General features: G+C 66.2%; 12 protein-coding genes. 6 read left to right on the top strand and 6 right to left on the bottom strand.

The features are described from left to right. Positions 1 to 90: 90 nt before the first annotated feature. Complete coding sequence (locus OXG83_01385) at positions 91 to 585, bottom strand: methylated-DNA--[protein]-cysteine S-methyltransferase (GenBank protein ID MCY3963662.1); 495 nt, start codon at positions 583 to 585, stop codon at positions 91 to 93. 71 nt (positions 586 to 656) lie between these two features. Between OXG83_01385 and OXG83_01380 the strand changes: the two genes are divergently transcribed. Next, a complete protein-coding gene (locus OXG83_01380) occupies positions 657 to 6,095 on the top strand; it encodes an ATP-binding protein (GenBank protein MCY3963661.1) in 5,439 nt (1,812 codons plus the stop codon). 159 nt (positions 6,096 to 6,254) lie between these two features. On the opposite strand, the gene OXG83_01375 is transcribed toward OXG83_01380, so the two are convergent. Next, positions 6,255 to 7,268 (bottom strand): hypothetical protein, encoded by a 1,014-nt coding sequence (locus OXG83_01375; protein ID MCY3963660.1) that lies wholly within the window; start codon positions 7,266 to 7,268, stop codon positions 6,255 to 6,257. Positions 7,269 to 7,338: 70 nt separating this feature from the next. Between OXG83_01375 and OXG83_01370 the strand changes: the two genes are divergently transcribed. From OXG83_01370 to OXG83_01355, 4 genes are all read left to right on the top strand, one after another. Continuing rightward, on the top strand, positions 7,339 to 8,487 hold the full coding sequence (locus OXG83_01370; protein ID MCY3963659.1) for a zinc-binding dehydrogenase: 1,149 nt from the start codon (positions 7,339 to 7,341) through the stop codon (positions 8,485 to 8,487). A gap of 200 nt (positions 8,488 to 8,687) precedes the next feature. Then, the gene (locus tag OXG83_01365) at positions 8,688 to 9,767 is read left to right on the top strand and encodes a hypothetical protein (protein ID MCY3963658.1); all 1,080 of its coding nucleotides are present in this window, start codon (positions 8,688 to 8,690) and stop codon (positions 9,765 to 9,767) included. Between the two features lie 139 nt (positions 9,768 to 9,906). Continuing rightward, the gene (locus OXG83_01360) at positions 9,907 to 11,610 is read left to right on the top strand and encodes a site-specific DNA-methyltransferase (GenBank protein MCY3963657.1); all 1,704 of its coding nucleotides are present in this window, start codon (positions 9,907 to 9,909) and stop codon (positions 11,608 to 11,610) included. 21 nt (positions 11,611 to 11,631) lie between these two features. Continuing rightward, on the top strand, positions 11,632 to 14,157 hold the full coding sequence (locus OXG83_01355; GenBank protein ID MCY3963656.1) for a DEAD/DEAH box helicase family protein: 2,526 nt from the start codon (positions 11,632 to 11,634) through the stop codon (positions 14,155 to 14,157). An 81-nt stretch (positions 14,158 to 14,238) separates the two neighbouring features. Here the strand turns inward: OXG83_01355 and OXG83_01350 are convergent, their stop codons facing one another. Genes OXG83_01350 through OXG83_01340 form a run of 3 tightly spaced genes read right to left on the bottom strand, consistent with a single transcriptional unit; the run spans position 14,239 to position 17,050 of the window. Then, positions 14,239 to 15,171: a GNAT family N-acetyltransferase gene (locus OXG83_01350; protein ID MCY3963655.1), complete on the bottom strand. Its 933-nt coding sequence runs from the start codon at positions 15,169 to 15,171 to the stop codon at positions 14,239 to 14,241. Positions 15,172 to 15,182: 11 nt separating this feature from the next. Then, positions 15,183 to 15,989: a hypothetical protein gene (locus OXG83_01345; GenBank protein ID MCY3963654.1), complete on the bottom strand. Its 807-nt coding sequence runs from the start codon at positions 15,987 to 15,989 to the stop codon at positions 15,183 to 15,185. Then, a complete protein-coding gene (locus OXG83_01340) occupies positions 15,986 to 17,050 on the bottom strand; it encodes a hypothetical protein (GenBank protein ID MCY3963653.1) in 1,065 nt (354 codons plus the stop codon). Before OXG83_01340 ends, OXG83_01345 begins: the two co-directional genes overlap by 4 nt. Positions 17,051 to 17,235: 185 nt before the next feature. Here OXG83_01340 and OXG83_01335 point away from each other — a divergent pair, with 185 nt between their 5' ends. After that, a complete protein-coding gene (locus OXG83_01335) occupies positions 17,236 to 18,555 on the top strand; it encodes an NAD-dependent epimerase/dehydratase family protein (protein MCY3963652.1) in 1,320 nt (439 codons plus the stop codon). Here the strand turns inward: OXG83_01335 and OXG83_01330 are convergent. Further along, a complete protein-coding gene (locus tag OXG83_01330; protein MCY3963651.1) occupies positions 18,475 to 19,278 on the bottom strand; it encodes an outer membrane beta-barrel protein in 804 nt (267 codons plus the stop codon). The genes OXG83_01335 and OXG83_01330 overlap by 81 nt on opposite strands.

The following is a 19,278-nucleotide window of genomic DNA, read 5'->3' as shown; positions in this document are numbered from 1 at the left end:
GCACAGGCAGCCTGCTAGAGCGGCGGCGTGCAGCTTACCATCGGCGCTGCAGCACTTCCCTTCGCCGGCCTCCCCGCCAGCCGCAAGCCCCTAACGCACTAATGCCCGCCGCTCCAGATCGAGCAGCGCCTGCTTGGTGGGCAGGCCACCGCCGAAGCCAGTCAGTCGGCCGTCGCTACCGATCACCCGATGGCAGGGCACGACGACGGGCAGCGGGTTGCGGCCGTTCGCTGCCCCCACGGCACGCGAAGCGGTCGGCTTGCCGATCCGCGCAGCCAACTCGCCGTAGGAGATCGTTTCGCCGAACGGAATGCGCCGCAGCTCGTCCCACACCCGGTGCTGGAAGTCCGTACCCTGGGAAGCGAGCGGCAGCTCGAACTCCCGCCTCTCACCAGCGAAGTACTCCTCAAGCTGGTGTTTCGCCTCCGCCAGCGCCGCCGGCAGGGCACCGTCCGCCGCTTCCCAGGCCACGTCCGGGGCCTTCGCCGCCTCGTTCGGCAACTCGATGCGGTTGATCGCGGCCTCGTCGCCTACCAGGCGGAGGTTGCCGATCGGGGTATGAAAGTCGTGGTAGGTCGCTGTCATCGGTTGGGGTCTCCGTCAGGCATATTACTCTCTTGAATAAATCTATTCAGTGTCGTAATGTCCTCCTCCTGATGGGCTACGAGCGCGAGCAGGTCGGCATCCTTCGACGACGGCTGGAAGAGGAACCACGAACGATCCAGATCGTACTCGGACCGCGGCAAAGTGGAAAGACGACGATCGTCACTCAAGCGCTACGGACGCTGACTGGGCCATGGCACTACTTCGACGTGGACTCGGCCGACAACGATCTTGCGAGCCCGGTTCTTCCGCGCACGGCTGGGCCGCAACGGTCCCCGGACACACCCCGGAGCAAGCAATGGCTGATCGACGTCTGGCGCCAAGCAAGGGCCGATGCCACGAGGCACGACGGAAGCGTCCTGGCACTCGACGAGCTTCAGAGCATCCCGGATTGGTCCAGCACAGTAAAGGGTCTCTGGGACGGAGACCGACTCAACGACCGCCCGCTCCACGTCGTGATCCTCGGCTCTGCGCCCATGGCCATTCAATCGAGCCTGAAGGAGAGCATGACCGGCCGATTCGAGATCATCAGCGTCGGCCACTGGTCATTCAGCGAGATGAGGGAAGCGTTCGGCTTCGACCTCCAACAGTACCTCTACTTCGGCGGCTACCCGGGAGCCGTGCGGTTGGCGGGTCGGTGGCCCCCAGACTGGCCCGAGTACGAGCCAAGATGGCGCGACTACGTCAGGACTTCCTTCGTCGGCCCAGCCATCGAACGGGACGTGCTGGCCATGACCAGGGTGGACAAACCCGCCCTGCTCGGACGCTTGTTCGAGCTCGGCGCCGCGTACTCCGGCCAGATCCTGCCGCTGCACAAGATGCTGGGGCAGTTACAGGATGCCGGCAACGCAACCACTCTCGCTCGCTATCTGGATCTTCTCTCCCAAGTCGGGCTGATTACCGGCCTGCCGAAGTACACGCCCAGCATGCTTCGGTTGCGCGCCTCGCCGCCCAAGTTCAACGTGCTGAACACTGCGCTCATGACGGTGGGGTCGAACCGCTCATTCGAGGACGCGAGAGCCGACCGCCGCTTCTGGGGCCGCCTAGTTGAAAGCGCTGTCGGTGCCCACCTCCTGAACACGAGTGGCTCGGTCGCTCGAGTCCACTACTGGCGAGAAGGCGACGACGAGGTCGATTTCGTGATCCAGCAAGGGCTGAGGACCGTCGCGATCGAGGTGAAGACCGGCCACAGGCCACGACCCACCAAGGGAATGAGGGTCTTCGGCGAACGGCACCGGCCCTATCGCACCCTCCTGTTGACCGAGACCGGCGAACCACACGGCAGCATCCCGCTTGAGGTGTTCCTGTCCCGACCGGCTTCGGCTTGGCTAAGGAGCGAGTTCGTCCAGCGCACATGTACCGAGGTCATCGACGCAGGGAATCTAGATCACGAAGAGACCGGGAAACCCCTATCCGAGTACGACACGACACCGGCCTACGTGCTTCTCGCCGACGCCGGCATGGGAAAGACGACCTGCTTTCGCGAAGCCTGCCGCAGCATGGGTGAACAGGGTCACATGATCTCGGCTCGTGACTTCGTCACGCTCGACACCGCCAGTCACCCGGAGTGGCGGAACAAGACTCTCTTCATCGACGGCCTCGACGAGATCCGTGCGGGCCGTGACGACGCCCGCACTCCGCTAGACGAGGTAAGGAGACAACTGGACCGCCTCGGGAGCCCTTCCTTCAGGCTTTCCTGCCGGGAAGCGGACTGGCTCGGCAAGAACGATCAGGAACGCCTGGACAAGGTTGCTCCCGGTGGCAACGTGGCCGTCCTCCGGCTTGACCCCCTGAGCCACGAGGACGTACTGGAGGTCGCGGAGTCGCGTCTCTACCTGCAAGACGGGAAACGGTTCCTCAAGACGGCCGAGGACAAGGGGTTGGGACTGCTGATCCGGAATCCCCAGAACCTGGAACTCGTGGCAGCCGCCACCCGTGCGGGCGAGTGGCCGGAGAACCGGGCCGAGCTGTTCGAACTCGCTTGCCGAAGCCTGGTGTGCGAGCCAAACGACGAGCACCTGAACGCCCGTATCGCGCACTCTCAAGACCTTCTCTTGAGGACTGCAGGCCGTCTCTGCTCTCTGCTGTTGCTCTCGGGCACCGCCGGCATCCGCCTCTCCTCCGCCGCAACCGGCAGCAGCGGGGACTACAGACCGGCCGATCTCGTCGACCCGGCACCGCCCGGCGTGTCTCCTGGTGATGTCGAGGCCTGGAGCCGTCAGCAACGCGCAGTCTTGTCAAGCCGGCTGTTTCGGGCCGCCGTTGACCGGCCTCCATCGGAACGGAGTTTCGAACCTGTCCACCGACACATCGCCGAGTTTCTGGCCGGTCGATATCTGGCTCAACAGATTGAAGACGGTCTTCCGCCAGCGCGAGTCGTCGCCCTGGTTACCGCGGGGGAAGGCAGCGTCGTTACCGCACATCGAGGCTTGGCCGCATGGCTGGGGGCGTACTCACAACACGCGCGCCGAGAGTTGATCCACCGCGATCCCTTGGGTGTCGGGCTCTACGGTGACATCAGCGGCTTCTCGACCGACCAAAAACGGGCGCTGCTTCGGGCGCTGATTCGAGAGGGCCGGCGGTTGCACAGCGTGGACCGGCGTACAGCGGCCGCCTTCGCACCCATCGCCACTCCGGTCCTTGAGGCCGAACTTCGCGGAGAGCTGGGCATGCCTCTGAGGACCGACGACAACCAGCTATCGGTCGAGTTCGTGCTCAAGGTGCTGTCTCACGGCGTGCCAATGCCGGCGCTTGCCGAAGCCTGCCTGAGCATCGTTCACGACTCTGGTGCGTGGCCGCGCGTCACCTACGCAGCCCTCGACGCGTTCCTCCGCCAGTGCCCGAACACCGACACGATCGCGGCCAAGCTGCTAGAGCTCCTCGCAAGCATCCAGCAAGGCCACCTGACCGATTCCGGTAACGAACTCGCAGCCCGGATCCTCGATCATCTGTATCCCGACGTGATCGGGCCGGCCGAGGTCTGGAGCCACTTGGCCCACAGCCAACCGACGAGGCTGATCGGGCGTCACCGCCGGTTCTGGTGCGACGACATGGAAGCACGAATCCAGGACGCCGATGTTCCCCGCCTCATGGACGGTCTGGCGCGGCACGCGAGCGAACTGAGAGAAGTCCTGGACCGAAGGGAGTTCCCGGTCGTTGCCGCCAGGCTCCTAGCACGCGGCTTGGGAACCCACGGCGACGAGCTGAAACCGTCCCGGCTGTACGACTGGCTGTGCGCGCCGGCCGAGAGCCACGAGGACTTCTTCGGACTCCGCCGCAATCCCGAAGCCCCGCAGCACTTGGCCGCAGTGCGGCATTGGCTCGAACAGCATCCCGACGCGTTCAAGGCGACGTTGCTCGAGGGACTGCTTCGTTGCGCCGACTCCGACGACCTACACGCCGAGGCGCGGTTGGTTTCCATGAAGCTCCAAGGCGCAGCAACTCCCGTGGATTTTGGCGCGTGGAGTCTCGAACGGGCTGGCGCGCTCGCAAACACGCAACCCGCCTTGGCGAAGCTGATGTTCAACCAAGCGCGGCACTGCCTCGACATGGGTGAAACCGGTAGCGGCCTCTCACAAGCGCTCATCGACGAGTGTCTGCGACAACACCCGGACTGGCAACCCGCGTCCCCCGCACCGGAACCTGAATCAAGCAGTGAACTGCGAGAGCAGGCCTCGCAACACGCCACTCAGCCTGCCGAGCCTGAATTCCACCGTGTAGAGCGAGACGCACTTGCCGAACAGCGTGAACGCCGCGAACGGCAGTGGCTCGACGCGGTCCGCGCGGAAGTGCCCGCACTCGGCCGGAACAGGGGTGCTCCGTGGCTCCTGCACGACCTGGCTGGAGAGTGGCTGCAGCAATCCTCGTGGAAACCGATTCCACTGTCGGAGTGGCTGCGTGCCAAGTTCGGCGAGGAGGACGAACTGGCAGTCGCCACGCTGAGGGCTCTCCTGAAGGTCATCGACCGCGACGACCTGCCGGACATGGACGAGATCCTCCGACTTCGCCGGAGGTCCCATACGCACTACCTCGGCGTGCCCTTTCTCGTTGCGCTTGAAGAACGGGACCGCGAACAAGGAGTCTTAGTCAAGAGTCTGTCCGACAACCAACTGCGCCTGGCACTCGTGTTCCACTATTGCGTGCCTACGGGTCGGAGCTTCTCTCCGAAGTGGTACCGGCAACTACTCTCGAACCGCACGGAACTGGTGGCTTCGGTCCTCCTTCCCCTAATCCGTGCCGACATCCAGAGTGGCCGAGAGCACGTCAGCGGCGTGGCACAGCTTGTACACGACGAAGACTACGCTGAACTTGCCAGGATGGTCAGTGTGCCGCTGCTGAGCGGCTTTCCCGTGCGCTGTCCCGCCCGACGACTTCCCAACCTGATTCGCCTGCTGTGGGCGGCCCTTAGGCACGCTGACCGTGGGCAACTCGTCTCAGTCATCCAGACGAAGCTGGCGGCCAAAAGTATGACCACCGCCCAGCGAGTGCATTGGCTCGGAGCCGGCCTCGTCGCGGCCCCCCAAACCTACGCCGAACAACTCGACCGGTTCGTCGCTGGCAAGGAACTCCGTGCGGGCCAACTTGCAGACTTCCTTCGGTTCGAGGAGCTGTTTCAGCCGGACAAGCTACCTCCATGCGCTCTTGAGACCCTCATCCGGCAGTTGGGACGTGGATTCGGGCCAATCGAACCCCAAGACGGGCCAGTGGACGTGGGCCAATGGACTCTGTGGCACGTCCCCGACCTGATCCAGCACCTCCTGGACTCCCCGAGAACAGACGCTGCGAGTTCTCTCCATCGACTCGCCAACGACGAGAGCCTCTCACATTGGCGGCACCATCTTCGTATCGCATTCGACCGTAGAGTCGTTGCTGATCGCGACAGTTCCTACAAGCGCCCGGAACTCGACCAGATCCGCGCAACCCTTGACAACCGGGGCCCAGCCAACGCCGCCGACCTCGCCGCGCTCGCGCTCGATCGGCTCGACGAACTGGCCGGAGCGATTCGACACGCCAACACGAACGAATGGCGCCAGTACTGGAACGAGGACACAAACGGCCAGCCTGTGAGTTCCAAGCACGAAGAATCGTGCCGAGACACTCTCTTATCCCGCCTGCGGTTCCTCCTTCGAGACGAACTCCACGACCAACCAGAGGCCGCTGCGGCCGCGAAGAAGCGCGCTGACATCGGACTCTTTGGTCCCAACTTCCACGTCCCAATTGAGATCAAGAAGCAGTCGAACCCGGGACTTTGGCGCGCGGCCCGAGACCAACTCGTCGCCAAGTACACTCAGGATCCCGCTACCGACGGCTACGGGATCTACCTTGTGTTCTGGTTCGGCGAACAGGAGAAAACGCCCCTGGACGAGACGGGGACCCGCCCCGGAAGTCCCGGTGAACTCCAGCAGCGGCTGGAAGACTGTCTCGCTAGGCAGCTTCCGCTCGAGCAGCGGCGCAAGATAGGTGTCCGGGTCATCGACGTCAGCAAGCCCTGAAAACGCCTTCTCGGACGGCCGCCTGCGTCGGCAACGGGCCGGAAGACCCCCGAACCCATAGCAACGACGTCAAGGCGACAGACCTCTTTGCCGCAACCGAGACGTCACCCCGACGCACAAGTGCTGCCGTAGACCGATCTGTTGCCGCCCGCACGCCCGTCAACCCCCGCCACCCCGGCACCACAACAGGATCGCAGCGTAGGCACGCATCGGTCGCCAGTCTTCCGCCATCGCCTCCAACTCGGCGGCGCCAGGCGGCTGCTCGCGGTCGATGGCCTTGCGGAGTCCCAGGTCGCTGGCGGGAAACGCGTCGCGGTCGCCCAGGACCCGCATCGCGATGTACTCGACCGTCCAGGGGCCGATGCCCCTGATGTCGAGGAGTCGGCGGCGGACCTCCCGCGGGTCGGCGTCCAGCCTCAACGCGCCGCTCGCGACCTCCGACGCCAGGTCTCCCAGCGCCCGGGCGCGAGACCCGAGCAAACCGAGCGTCCGGAGGTCGTGGGACGCGACCTGATCCGGGCTCGGGAACGTCCGCTCGAGCCCCGGCTTTCTCAGCGCGGCTGGAAGCTCCCGGCCCAGGGCCGTGACCAGGCGGCCGGCCAGGGTGCGCGCGCCGGCCACCGAAATCTGCTGACCCAGCACCGCCCGCACCGCCGTCTCGAAGCGGTCCCAGGCACCGGGAATCCGCACGTCGGCCGGGATGCGGCCGCCTGCGGCCAGTTCGCGTGCACCGCTCAAACCGCGGCGAATGGCATCCGGGCTCGCGTCGAGGTCGAACAGTCGCCACACTCGCCGCTCAACCTCTTCCTCAAGATGCGATTCGAGGCTTTCGCCCGCGCTGGTATGGACTTCAGCACTCATGTGGAAGCCACTCGGGCTCGCCGCTTCGCGGCATCGCGCTTGATGCCGGCGGGGACGCCGGCGCACCCAGTGTGAGACGGAACCGCCGAAGTCGACCCGCAGGACGCCGAACCGTGGCCTGCCTTCCGGCCCAACCGGCGACAGTCGCGCGAGGTCGATCGTCCGGCAATAGAGCAAGCGCTCCGTGTCGACGGCCTCCACTCCGGGCAATGCGCGGACCGCGAAGAACTCCAGCAGGCCACGGACGTCGAACGACCGCCGGCAGGACGCTTCAAACGAGCAGACGACGTGCGGCATCCAGGGCGGGAGCATAGTCGTCGGGCGCGCCTGGGCCGCGATAGCCTTCGCCGCCGCTCACACCTCAACCAACCGGAAACCGACCATGACCACACTCCCCACCGACGGCCTGACCCTCCACTCCACGATCCGCGCCGATGACAGCGGCGGAGGCACTGTCGAACTGGCGCTGGTCAGGGTCCCGGTGCCGGAACCCGGAGCGGACCAGGTCGTCATCCGGGTCGAGGCGTCGCCGATCAACCCGTCCGACCTGGGCGTGCTGTTCGGGCCGGCCGACGTCTCCACGGTCCGCGCGTCAGACGGAGAGGATGGTCCGGCGGTAGTCGCCGACATCCCCAAGGGGCTCGCACGGCTGGTCGCCGGTCGCCTCGGCCAGGCGATACCGACCGGCAACGAGGGCGCCGGCGTGGTCGTCGCCGCCGGCTCGTCACCGGCCGCCCAGGCCCTGATCGGTCGCACGGTCGCCGTCCTCGGTGGCTCGATGTACGCGGAGTACCGGCTGGCCGAGGTCCGGCAGTGCCTGTCGCTACCCGAGGGCACGACGCCCGCGGAAGGCGCATCCTGTTTCGTCAATCCGCTGACCGCCCTGGGCATGGTCGAGACGATGCGGCTCGAGGGCCACACCGCCCTAGTCCACACCGCCGCCGCATCCAACCTCGGCCAGATGCTCCAGAACATCTGCACCGCGGACGGCGTGCCGCTGGTCAACGTCGTCCGCCGGCCGGAACACGAGGAACTCCTGCGCGGCATCGGCGCCAGCCACGTCGTCAACCTGAGTACCGAGACCTTCATGGCCGACCTCGTCGCCGCGATTGCCGACACCGGCGCAACGCTCGGCTTCGACGCCACCGGCGGCGGCAAGCTGGCCGGCCAGATCCTGACCGCGATGGAGGCGGCGCTCTCCGCCAACGCTCCCGAGTACAGCCGCTACGGCTCGGCGACCCTCAAGCAGGTCTACATCTACGGTGGTCTCGACCGCAGCCAGACCGTCCTCACCCGCAACTTCGGAATGGCCTGGGGGCTGGGCGGCTGGCTGCTGCCCCACTTCCTGCGGCGCATCGGTTACGAGGCCTCGGAACGCCTCCGGCAACGCGTCGCCGCGGAGATCAGGACGACCTTCGCGTCGAGCTACGCGAAGACAGTCACCCTCCGGCAGGCCCTCGACCCGGCGTCCATCGCGGTCTACGCTAAACAGGCGACGGGCGAGAAGTACCTCGTGACGCCGCACGGGTAGCCGCACTCACCTAGCGTTTGTACCGCCCTTCGTTCGGGTTGCCGCCGTTCGCCGCTGGCCGCATCTAAGCCAGTCCGGCCTGCTATTCTCCGCGGCCAGGCGTCGCTCCAGACCTTAGCCAGTCGCCCACCGCTTCTCGGCGGCGGCGGACCAAGAACTGAGGACCTGCGCCCCTACCTACCAGCACCGCCACGAGACACATGCTCGAATCTCCTGAAACTCGGTCCGCGCCTCCTGAAGAGCCGCTCTCTATCCAAGAGCTGGCTGATGCAGTCGCAGCCGAACGCCAAGCTGACGTCATTCTCTACAACGGCCCGATCCAACGCCACACCGACGGGCAGCTGATCGCCACATGTGCTAGTCGGCAGCGCCACCCCAACGTCCTCTTCATCCTCGTCACGATGGGCGGAGACGCTGACGCCGCCTACCGGATCGCACGGTGCCTGCAGGAAAGCTACGCGAACTATGTCCTCTACGTCTCAGGGTACTGCAAGAGCGCAGGCACGCTGTGCGCCATCGGCGCCAACCAGCTTGTGATCTCCGACCATGGAGAACTTGGCCCGCTCGACGTCCAGATGTTCAAGAAGGACGAGCTCTGGGAAACACAGTCCGGCCTCACGGTCTTGGACTCGTTGCTCGCCCTTCAGGACAATGCGTTCTCGGCCTTCGAAAAGTTCTTCCTCAACACAAAGGCACGAAGCGGTGGCTCAGTCACCCTTCGTACGGCCACCAAGATCGCAACCGAGATGGCCACCGGCCTCTTTGCACCCCTGTACGGCCAGTTGGATCCCCTCCACATCGGCGAAGCTGCACGTGCGATGTCCATCGCCGGCCACTACGGCCGGCGTCTCTTGAGCAAGGGGAGGAACATCCCCGACGACGCGCTCGATTTCCTCATGTCCCAGTATCCTTCGCACGGCTTCGTCATCGACCGAGAAGAAGCCCGATCGCTCTTCTCTCAAGTAGCCGCGCCGTCGGCAGCAGAGCGTGCACTCGCTGACGCTCTTGGCGACATTGCCCTATGGCCCCGTAACCCAGTGTCGGGCGAGCCGCATAGCCCATTTCACTTTCTTTCCGCCGAACCGCCCCCGCCAGCACCCCACGAAGAAGCAGAAGTCACCGGAGAAGCTGATGAAGGACCTCACCGCGATGAAGCCCCCCAGCCTCAAGAAGCTCCTGGACCTGAGGGCCGACAGTTTGAGGATGGCCACGGGCACGAAGAGCCTCACTCGACGGACGAGACAGGCGCGCACCTACGCAGCACCACTGCCCCCTCCTGACGACCGCGACCGAGCCGTACCTCCCCCATTCAGCCCCTCCCAGGCTGACCAAGGCCACGAAGGCTAGTGAAGCTCGACATGGCCGGCGCGGAGGAGCTAGGCGACCTATCCCGAGTCGTGAAGAAGGTCTGACGCCGCCATGCCGCACCTCCGCTTCAAGGGCCGGAGCCTGATCGAAAACCACCACCTCTCCGTACCGTTCCACGAGTTGCGGAGCGTCACGGAACGAGGGCTGGGCGAGAGTCACGGTCTACGCGGCAACGTGATCGTCCACGGCGACAACCTGATCGCGCTCAAGGCCCTGCTGCCCACCCTGCACCGGCAGGTCAAGTGCGTGTACATCGACCCGCCTTACAACACGGGCAAGGAGGGCTGGGCCTACAACGACAGCGTCAACTCGCCCATGATGCGCGAGTGGCTGGGCAAGACGATCGACCGCGACGATCTGACCCGCCATGACAAGTGGTGCTGCATGATGCTGCCACGCCTCAGACTCCTGCGCGAGCTGCTGCGCGACGACGGGGTGATCTTCGTCTCAATCGACGACAACGAGGTGCACCACCTGCGGGCCCTCATGGATGAGGTCTTCGGCGAACACAACCACGTAGGACAGATCGTCTGGCACGGCTCGACCGACAACAACCCGACCAATATCGCCACCGAGCACGAGTACGTCGCTTGCTACGCCGCCAACAAGGAAGAACTCGAGGAGGTTTGGAAGTCGGCCGAGTTCGGGCCGAAGGCCGCGCTTCAGCGCATTGGCGCGGAGCTCATCGAGGCGCACCCGGAGCCTGAGCCGAGACAGCGGGAGTACTCGCGCTGGCTGAAGGAGCATCGTGCGGAACTCAAGCCTCTGGATCGCTACAAGTTCATCGACGACACGGGCGTCTTCACGGGCAGTCAGAGCGTCCACAACCCGGGCCGCGAAGGCTACCGCTACGACGTGCTCCATCCCGTAACCGGCAAGCCCTGCCGGCAACCCCTGATGGGCTATCGTTTTCCGCAGGAGACCATGACTCGTCTGCTGGCGGAGGATCGCGTCATCTTCGGGAAGGACGAGTCGAAGATCATCGAACTCAAGGTCCACGTCGATGACTATCAGGCGAAACTCGGCAGCGTCATCCAGGGAATCGATTCGCGGCGCGGACCGAACGAACTCCGGCGCCTGTTTCCGGAGAACCCGCGCATCTTCAAGAACCCGAAACCATCGACGCTGATCCGGGAGTTGCTCTCATTCGCGACGGACGAAGACTCCATCGTCCTGGATTCCTTCGCGGGTTCCGGCACGACCGCCCACGCCGTGCTCGGCCTGAATCGACAAGACGGCGGCAACCGCCGGTTCATTCTCATCGAGTGCGAAGACTACGCGGACTCGCTCACGGCCGAGCGCGTACGGCGGGTCATCGGCGGCGTGCCTGACGCGAAGGACAAGGCCTTGAGCGCCGGCTTCGGCGGCGCCTTCAGCTACTACGAGCTCGGACCGCCGATGCTGGAGGGTGTCCTGCTGGAAGGCCAAAAGCTCCCCAGCTACGAGGCCCTCGGGAACTACATCTTCTTCACGGCAACCGGCGAGGAGGTAACGCCCGAGGAGCTCGACCGGGCACGCTGCTTCCTGGGCCGCGCAGGGAACAGCGACTTCTTCTTGATCTACGAACCGGACGCGGTCCGGCTGCGGGACCTAGCGCTGGACATGGACTTCGCCCGGAGCCTGCCCGCGCCCAACGGCCGCAAGCGGATCGTCTACGCCCCGGCCAGATACCTCGACGAGGAGTTCCTAGACCACTACTCGATCAAGTTCTGCCAACTTCCGTTCGAGATCTACCGAATGCTGGCGGACGCCTGACGGCGAAGCGCTCTCCGCCGGATGATCCTGAAGGACTATCAGCGACGGACGCTGACCGCCGTTGACGACTTTCTGACCGCCCTGACGCGCTGGCACGAGAAGGATGCCCAGGCGCGGGATTTCGATCCCGAGATCGGGTTCGACTGGGTCGAACGGGCCTGGAGGGAATGCACGCCGCGGCGCTACACGCCGCGCACTGACGGTTCAGGCCGCGTGCTGCCGGCCTTCTGCCTCAAGGTCCCCACGGGCGGCGGCAAGACGTTGATCGCCATCAACGTCATCGATCGCGTCAACGTGACCTTTCGAGTGCGGCAGACGGGCATGGTGCTCTGGATCGTTCCGTCCGCGCAGATCTACCGGCAGACGCTCTCGGCCCTCAGGGATCGCGGCCATTTCTACCGGCAGCGGCTGGATGTCGCTTCGGGCGGGCGAACCCTGATTCTCGAGAAGACCGACGGCTTCAGCCCCCGTGACGTGGCGGAGAACCTGTGCGTTCTCATACTGATGCTGCCCTCCGCGAACCGGGAGACGAAGGAGCAACTTCGGATGTTCCGCGACAGCGGCGGCTTCGATCAGTTCTTCCCGGATCAGGGCGACCCGAAAGCCCACGAGGAGATCCTCGGGCGAACGCCGAACCTCGACACCTTCGACGTCGGCCACGAACTCTGGGGACCCCAGATCAAGACCTCCCTGGGCAACACGCTGCGCCTGCTGCGGCCCCTAGTCATCCTCGACGAGGGACACAAGACGTACGGGAGGCTCGCCCGGGGCACGATCGAGGGCTTCAACCCCTGCGCGGTCGTCGAACTGTCGGCAACCCCGGCGCCCGAAGCCAATGTTCTGGTCGAGATCCTGGGCCAGGAGCTTCTGGCAGAAGAGATGATCAAACTGGATCTCCACATCCACTGTCGGGAGGATGTCGACTGGCGCGACACGCTCCTCGCCGCGGCGGACCATCGCCAGCGCCTGGAGGGCCAAGCCCGGGAGTACGAAGCGGCCACGGGCACCCACATCCGCCCCATCTGCGTCATCCAGGTGGAGCGAACGGGGAAGGACCAGCGCGGCGCCGGCTTCGTGCATGCGGAGGATGTCCGCGAGTACCTGCAACAGAGTCAGCACATTCAGGCACACGAGATCGCGGTCAAGTCGAGCGCGAAGGACGAGTTGAAAGAGGTCGACGACATCGGCGGTCTGCTCTCGCCCGACTGCCAGATTCGCTACATCATCACGAAGCAGGCGCTCCAGGAAGGATGGGATTGCCCCTTCGCCTACGTCCTCGCCATCCTGACCCAACCCTCGTCGCAAACCGGCCTGACGCAGCTCGTCGGTCGCATCCTGCGCCAGCCCTACGCTCGAAAGACGAACGTGCCCGCCCTGGACGAGAGCTACGTGTTCTGCTTCAGGCGGCGGGGAGCCGAAATGCTGAAGCAGGTTCGCCGGGGGTTCGGCAAGGAAGGCCTGGGGGACCTCGGCGGCCGGATCGTCGACGAAGCGGACGATCAGGCACTCCGGCGACGCCAAACCACGCGGCGACAACGCGACCACTTCCAGGAAGCTGCTCGGGATCTCGTTTTGCCGGCCTTCATGATCGACGATCAGGATCGTTGGAGACCGGTCCGTTACGAGGCGGACATCCTGTCGCGGGTCGACTGGGCGGCCATCGACGTGAGTCCCCTCTTCGACCTGGCCCTCGGTGACTCGCCGGTTGGAGGGCTCGACCTGCGCGTCGGCCTCGAATCCTCATCGCGCTTCGCGGCGGAAACCGGACAGGATGACAGCGGCACGACACTCGACTACGCGCTCGCCACGAACCACCTGATCGACCTCGTGCCGAATCCCTGGCGAGGCTACGACCTCGCCAAACGGCTGTTCGGTGAACTTCTGAAGCGCCACCCGGCGAAACAGGTCCACGCCCACTTCGTACATCTGCTCGGCGAGCTCAGGAGACAGGTGGCCATCGAGCGCGACCGCCTGGCCCGAGCGGCCTTCGGCGAGATGCTGGACAGCGGGCGGATGCGCTTTCTCGTTGCCGCCGAAGACTTCGGCTTCAACCGACTGCCACACGAGATCGAGGCGCCCGAGGGGAAGCAGGCCAACCGGGACGACGGCGGCCAGTTCGAGCTGAACCTCTTCGAGCGAACGGACGAGGACGAGTTCAACATCCTGGAGAACAAGGTGGCGACCTACCTCGACCGGCAAGAGAGGCTGTTCTTCTGGTATCGCAACCGGTCCCGCAAGGACTACTACGTTCAGGGCTGGCGGCGCGGCCGTATCTACGCCGACTTCATCCTGACGCTGAAGCCGGACGAACCGGATCCGGACGACCCGTTCCACCGCGTGTTCGTGCTGGAAACGAAGGGGCTGCACCTGGAGGAGGCGACCGACACGAGCTACAAGCGGTCCGTGTTCGATCTCTGCAACGCGCATGCGAGACGCGCGGACTGGGCCGAGTTCGTTCCCGCCATGCGCGGCCGGCCGACGCGGTTCGAGGTGGTCGACGAAAAGGAGTGGGAGCAGCGGCTCACGGCGCTTCTGGCGACGGACTGAGAGCCGCTCATGAGCCGGCCGGAAGGCCGGCGCACCGGCACGAAGTGACGCCGGGCGCTCGTCCGACGGTCGCGTACAGCCTCACACCCGCCGGTAGGCGAGATCCCCCTCCATGTAGGTGAGATAGAAGCGGGCCGGCTCAACGGCCCGGTTCGGGTTGCGGAACCAGAGCGGACGCCGGTAGAAGACCTCGCCCCCCAGCGCCTCCGTGGCCCGCAACAGGCCATCTTCCGTGGTCAGGACGGTCACCTCGGCACACCCTTCCCGGCCCAGCCGGTCGAGGAAAACCCCAAGGGCCAGGTCGGCACCCTCCGCGAGATGTGGCATGTGGACGATCCGGCCGGTGGGTGGATCGTTCGCCCGGTTGACGTAGAGCAGGACCGGACCCAGCGGCTCCCCGGATCGTTCCAAAGTGAACAGCAGGCCGTCGTGCTCCGGACAGGCCGCCAGCCACGCCAGGTGATCCGGTTCGGCGAGATTGACCAGCGTGTCCCGCGGAGCGGCCGGGCCGGCCGCCGCCGGATCGAAGTCGGACAGCGCCAGGCCGGTCTGCCCGGTCGTGGCGACGCCCGCCGCCGCGGTGCCCAGACGCACTTCGAGCGCCTCGCCGGCCTCGCGAAAGCCGCGCATGACCAGCATGGCCTTGGTGGCGGCGGTGCCGCCGAGGACGACCTCGAAGTCCGTGTCGGGCGTTCGGCCGGCAAGGGGGACGCCGGCTCTGCCCCTCGCAGCGTGTTCAACCATCCACAGCATCCGGTGCGCACCCGTCACCGTTCCGCCATGGACCCGGTAGCGGCAGTGCAACGAAGCCACGTGGCCGACGATTCGACCATGCCGTTCGGCGACGGAAGACTCGACCTCCGGCCCCGGACCGGGATGAAAGAGAAGCCACCGCAGAACCTCCGGCTCGCGCCGGACGCCGTAGACGACCTCGGTCAGTTCGGAGAGACGAGGGAGTTCGCTCTCGGTACTCGGGCGCAGCAGGACGTCCCGAACCGTACGCACCCGATCCATCGACCCGAAGGCTACTTCGATCCGCCGCGCCCTGCCCGAAACGCCTCGTCCCGCTCCGCCCGCAGGCGCAGCCCCTCCCGGAAGCGCTCGATGTTCGCCTCGGCGCGGCGCCTGAGCCGGTGGTACTTGGATTCGGCCTCGAGCAACAGCAGCTCGTCCCAGCCGAGACCCTCCTCCGTCCAGTGGTACTCGTGGGTGAGGAGCTGGATCTGGTCGTACCGGTCGAGCAGCGACGTCACCACGCCCTCGCGCCAGACCTGGGTGCTGTCGGAGAGGTACTTGATCCGCTCGAAGTAGAGCGGGTCGTAGGCGTCGACGACGCCGGGAATCCGTAGCGTCCGGCCCGAGCGCATCGGCATGTGGGGGCTGGCGGCCCGGATGCGCGTGTCGAAGAAGCCCTCGATCAGGTCGATCGCCCGGCTGGCCAGCACCACCGGGTCGCCGGACGAACGCTCCAGAAATCCGAGGTCGTAGTGGAAGCCGAGGTCGTGGCCGAGGTCGAGAATCGCCTCGACCGCCTCGGCACCGTCGGCCTCGAACAGGTTGTAGTCGGAACCGATCTGGACGAAGAAGGTCGAGCGCACGCCGGCGCCGTGGTCTGCCCGCGCCAGGGTCAGCGCGGCGTCGAGACTGAACTCGACGTCGTGCCGCATCAGGACGAAGCGCTCCACTTCGAGCAGCGCCTCGCCCAGGGGAGCCGCCTCACCGAACGAGAGGGTGCGGTGCGTCGAGGTAATCCGGGCCAGGATCTCGCGGTAGTGATCGAGGGTGAAGTCAAGATCCGGATCGGCCGGACGCGCGGGTCGTGGTCTGGTCATGCCGGCCGCCAGGCGACTTCGTCCCACACGTCGGTCGCCAAATCGCCGAGCGGACGCTCGGCGCTCCCGTCGATCCAGTCGACCAGGTGGCGCGTCACGTCTGGATAGTTCATGGGAGCCGGCTCCGGAGTATCGATCCAAGACTCGATCCGCTCCACCGTCAGCCGCTCGACGACGGTGCCAAGACCCAGCGCCTTGAGCGCCCGGCCGTTGAGGAACTGCTCCGGATGGCGGCGAATGGGTTGCACGAGGAGACGGCGGCCCAGGTGGAGCGCCTCACTGGCGAGCGAGAAACCCGCATTCGTGATCACTCCCGCGCAGTCGACCAGATCGGCCACGAAGGCCTTGCGGTCGTAGGGACGAATTGAGACGTTGCCGCGCTCGACCCGCTCGGGCACAGGCCGGTAGGCAACGAACCGCCGCTGCGGCAGTCGCCCCAGAAGATCCACGATGCTCCGTTCGCTCTCCGCGGGCAGGTAGACGAGGAACCGCTGGCCATCACTACGCGCAGAACCGTCCGCGGCCGCCGCGACGAGGTCGGGACTGATCGTCGGCGGCAGATTCGCGCCGCCGAATCGATGCCAGTGCAGACCCACGGCGGTCCGAACCGGCGTGTAGACCGGAGCGAACAGGCGCAGCATCCACCTGGCCGGCCCGGTCCGCCCGGGCAGTCGCAGACGCCGGTGGAATGCGTACAGGTGGCCGACGCCGATGCTCGGCCGTCGGCATCTACGCGCAATCCACGCGGAAACCGGCTCGTAGTCCGTCAGCACAAGATCGAAGCCGGACGCATCGAAGCTGCGTACGTCGCGCAGAAAGCGAACCACGCGCAACTGCCGCATGGTCTGGAACAGCCGCACTCGCCCGCCGGCGGCCTGGCCGGTGAACCCCTCGAGCAACGTGTGGCTGGCCCGGATCTCAGGGTCGGCGAACGCGGCCGAAGACCGACCGGTCAGCAGGCAGTGGACATCGTGGCCCCTGCTCCGGAGGCCGGCCACCATCGCCGCCGAACGCACCAGGTGCCCATGACCAGTGCCCTGAACTCCGTAGAGAATCCTCATGCCGGAGCCGCGGACGGTCTTGATCCGGACCAGAGCACGCGAACGGAAAGGTAGCACCCGCCCAGTCGAAGCCGCAACAGCCAGCCTCCCGCCCTCTCGCTGGTAGAATCGACTTCCTCACGGAATCTTCCCGGTTCGCACCCGAGAACGCGGTCTGATCCCCGCACAGTGCAACAGGGGGTGAAATCACGCGCGTTCTCATAGCAGGCATCGACGGCTACCTCGGCTGGCCGTTGGCGCAGTACCTGACTGCCCGCGGCCACGAGGTTTCCGGCATCGATGCCGGCTTCCGTCGCGAGTGGGTCGCCGAGATGGGCGGCCGCTCCGCTCTCCCGGTCGCGTCCGTCGAGGAGCGGCTCGACGCCTTCGAGTCCGCCTACGACCGGTGTCCGCATCTGGTTCAGGGCGACCTGACCGACAAGGACGTGGTGTACCGGCTGTTCGAAGACGTCCGGCCGGAGGCGATCGTCCACCTGGGCGAATGCCCCTCGGCGCCTTACTCGATGATCGACGCGGATCACGCGATCTGGGTGCAGCGCAACAACATCGAGGGGACGATGAACGTGCTCTACGCGATGCGCGACCTGGCGCCGAAGGCACACCTGGTCAAGCTCGGCACGATGGGCGAGTACGGCACGCCGAACCTGGACATCCCCGAGGGATTCTTCGAGATCGAGTACCGCGGCCGCCACGACCGCCTGCCCTTCCCCCGCCAGGCCGGCTCCTGGTACCACTGGAGCAAGGTCCACGACAGCAACAACGTGATGTTCGCGTGCCGCATCTTCGGGCTCAGGGCCACCGACGTGATGCAGGGCGTCGTCTACGGCACCCGCTTCTTCGGTAGCGCCGCCGACCACCCCACCGACCCCGCGCTCCACACCCGGCTCGACTTCGACCAGGCCTTCGGCACCGCCCTCAACCGCTTCTGCTGCCAGTCGGTCATCGGCGAACCGCTGACCCTGTTCGGGCTCGGCAACCAACGCCGCGGCTTCCTGCCGATCTGTGACTCGATGCAGTGCCTGACCCTGGCGGTCGACAACCCGCCCGAAGCCGGCGACTACCGCGTGTTCAACCAGTTCGAGGAGACCTACACGATCTCGGAGCTCGCCGCCAAGGTCGCGGCGGTCGCTTCCGGTATGGGTCTCGATCCGCGAATCCGCCGCATCGAGAATCCGCGCAAGGAAATGGAAGAGCACCACTACAACCCGGACCACGACCACCTGCTGGCGCTGGGCTACCAGCCGACCCGCGACATGGACTCCGAGCTCCGGGCGATGCTGGAAGACCTCCTGCCGCACCAGGACCGGATCGCAGCGAAGCGGGACGTGCTGCTTCCCGATATCCGCTGGGACGGCAGCCGGCGGAGATCCGCCTTTCTGGACAAGGCAGCCAGCCTCGACGCCGGCAACGGCGCCGGGACAGGATCAGCGGCCGAGACGACGCACCACGACCAGCCGGGCCAGGTCGAACCGATGGTCGATCCGGTACTCGCACGGGCTCGGTAGCCCGCCTGGGCCACAGACGCCGGCGTTGACGCCCGTCACGTTCGGAGCCTCGTCGACCGTCTCGCCGAAGTCCATGCGCATCGCTTCGAAACGGAGCGTCCAGGCGTCGCCGAACGGCATCTCGAGGCCGGCGCCGGCGACCCAGCCGACCCGCGTCGATCGGCCGGCGAAGGAATCGTCCCGATCCACGGCCATGCGCCCGTCCGGGCCCAGGTCGAGGTCCGTGAACGAAGCGGAGATCCCGGCCGCCGCCACACCGCCGCTGAGGAAAGCGGCGGCGCGGCCAAGGGACCTCCGGACTCCGACCCGCGCCGTCACCGCCCAGCGCAACTCCGAGGCCGCTGTTTCGTCCAGCCCCACTGGATCCACCTGGCGGGCCGCCTCCGGCAAGCCGCCGACGAAGCCGTCCAGCTCGACGCGGATCGCCGTGCGTCGCGGCACGAACTCCCAACCCGCGACCACGCCGACCGGGTATGCGGCGTCGTCGTAGTCGAAGGTCCGGCCCGGGCGGCTGTCCGCCGCCGTGAAGCCGTCCTCGTCGAGGAGCCGGACGTCCAGAGCACCCCAGCCGGCGAACACACCGACATAGGGGCCCGGCCCGCCGCCTGCCGCGCCGCGATCCTGGGCCGTCGCGGAGCCCGCGCCGGCGACAGCCAGGAAGAACGCCAGAGCCGCAGCGACCGCCAGCGACGCGCGGCCGCCCGACGCCGTGCCGTTTCTCAT

Source organism: Acidobacteriota bacterium, assembly GCA_026707545.1.
In the GTDB taxonomy this organism is placed as follows: domain Bacteria; phylum Acidobacteriota; class Thermoanaerobaculia; order Multivoradales; family Multivoraceae; genus Multivorans.
Note: the sequence above shows the minus strand (reverse complement) of the source record. Positions and strands in the feature narration are given on the sequence as shown.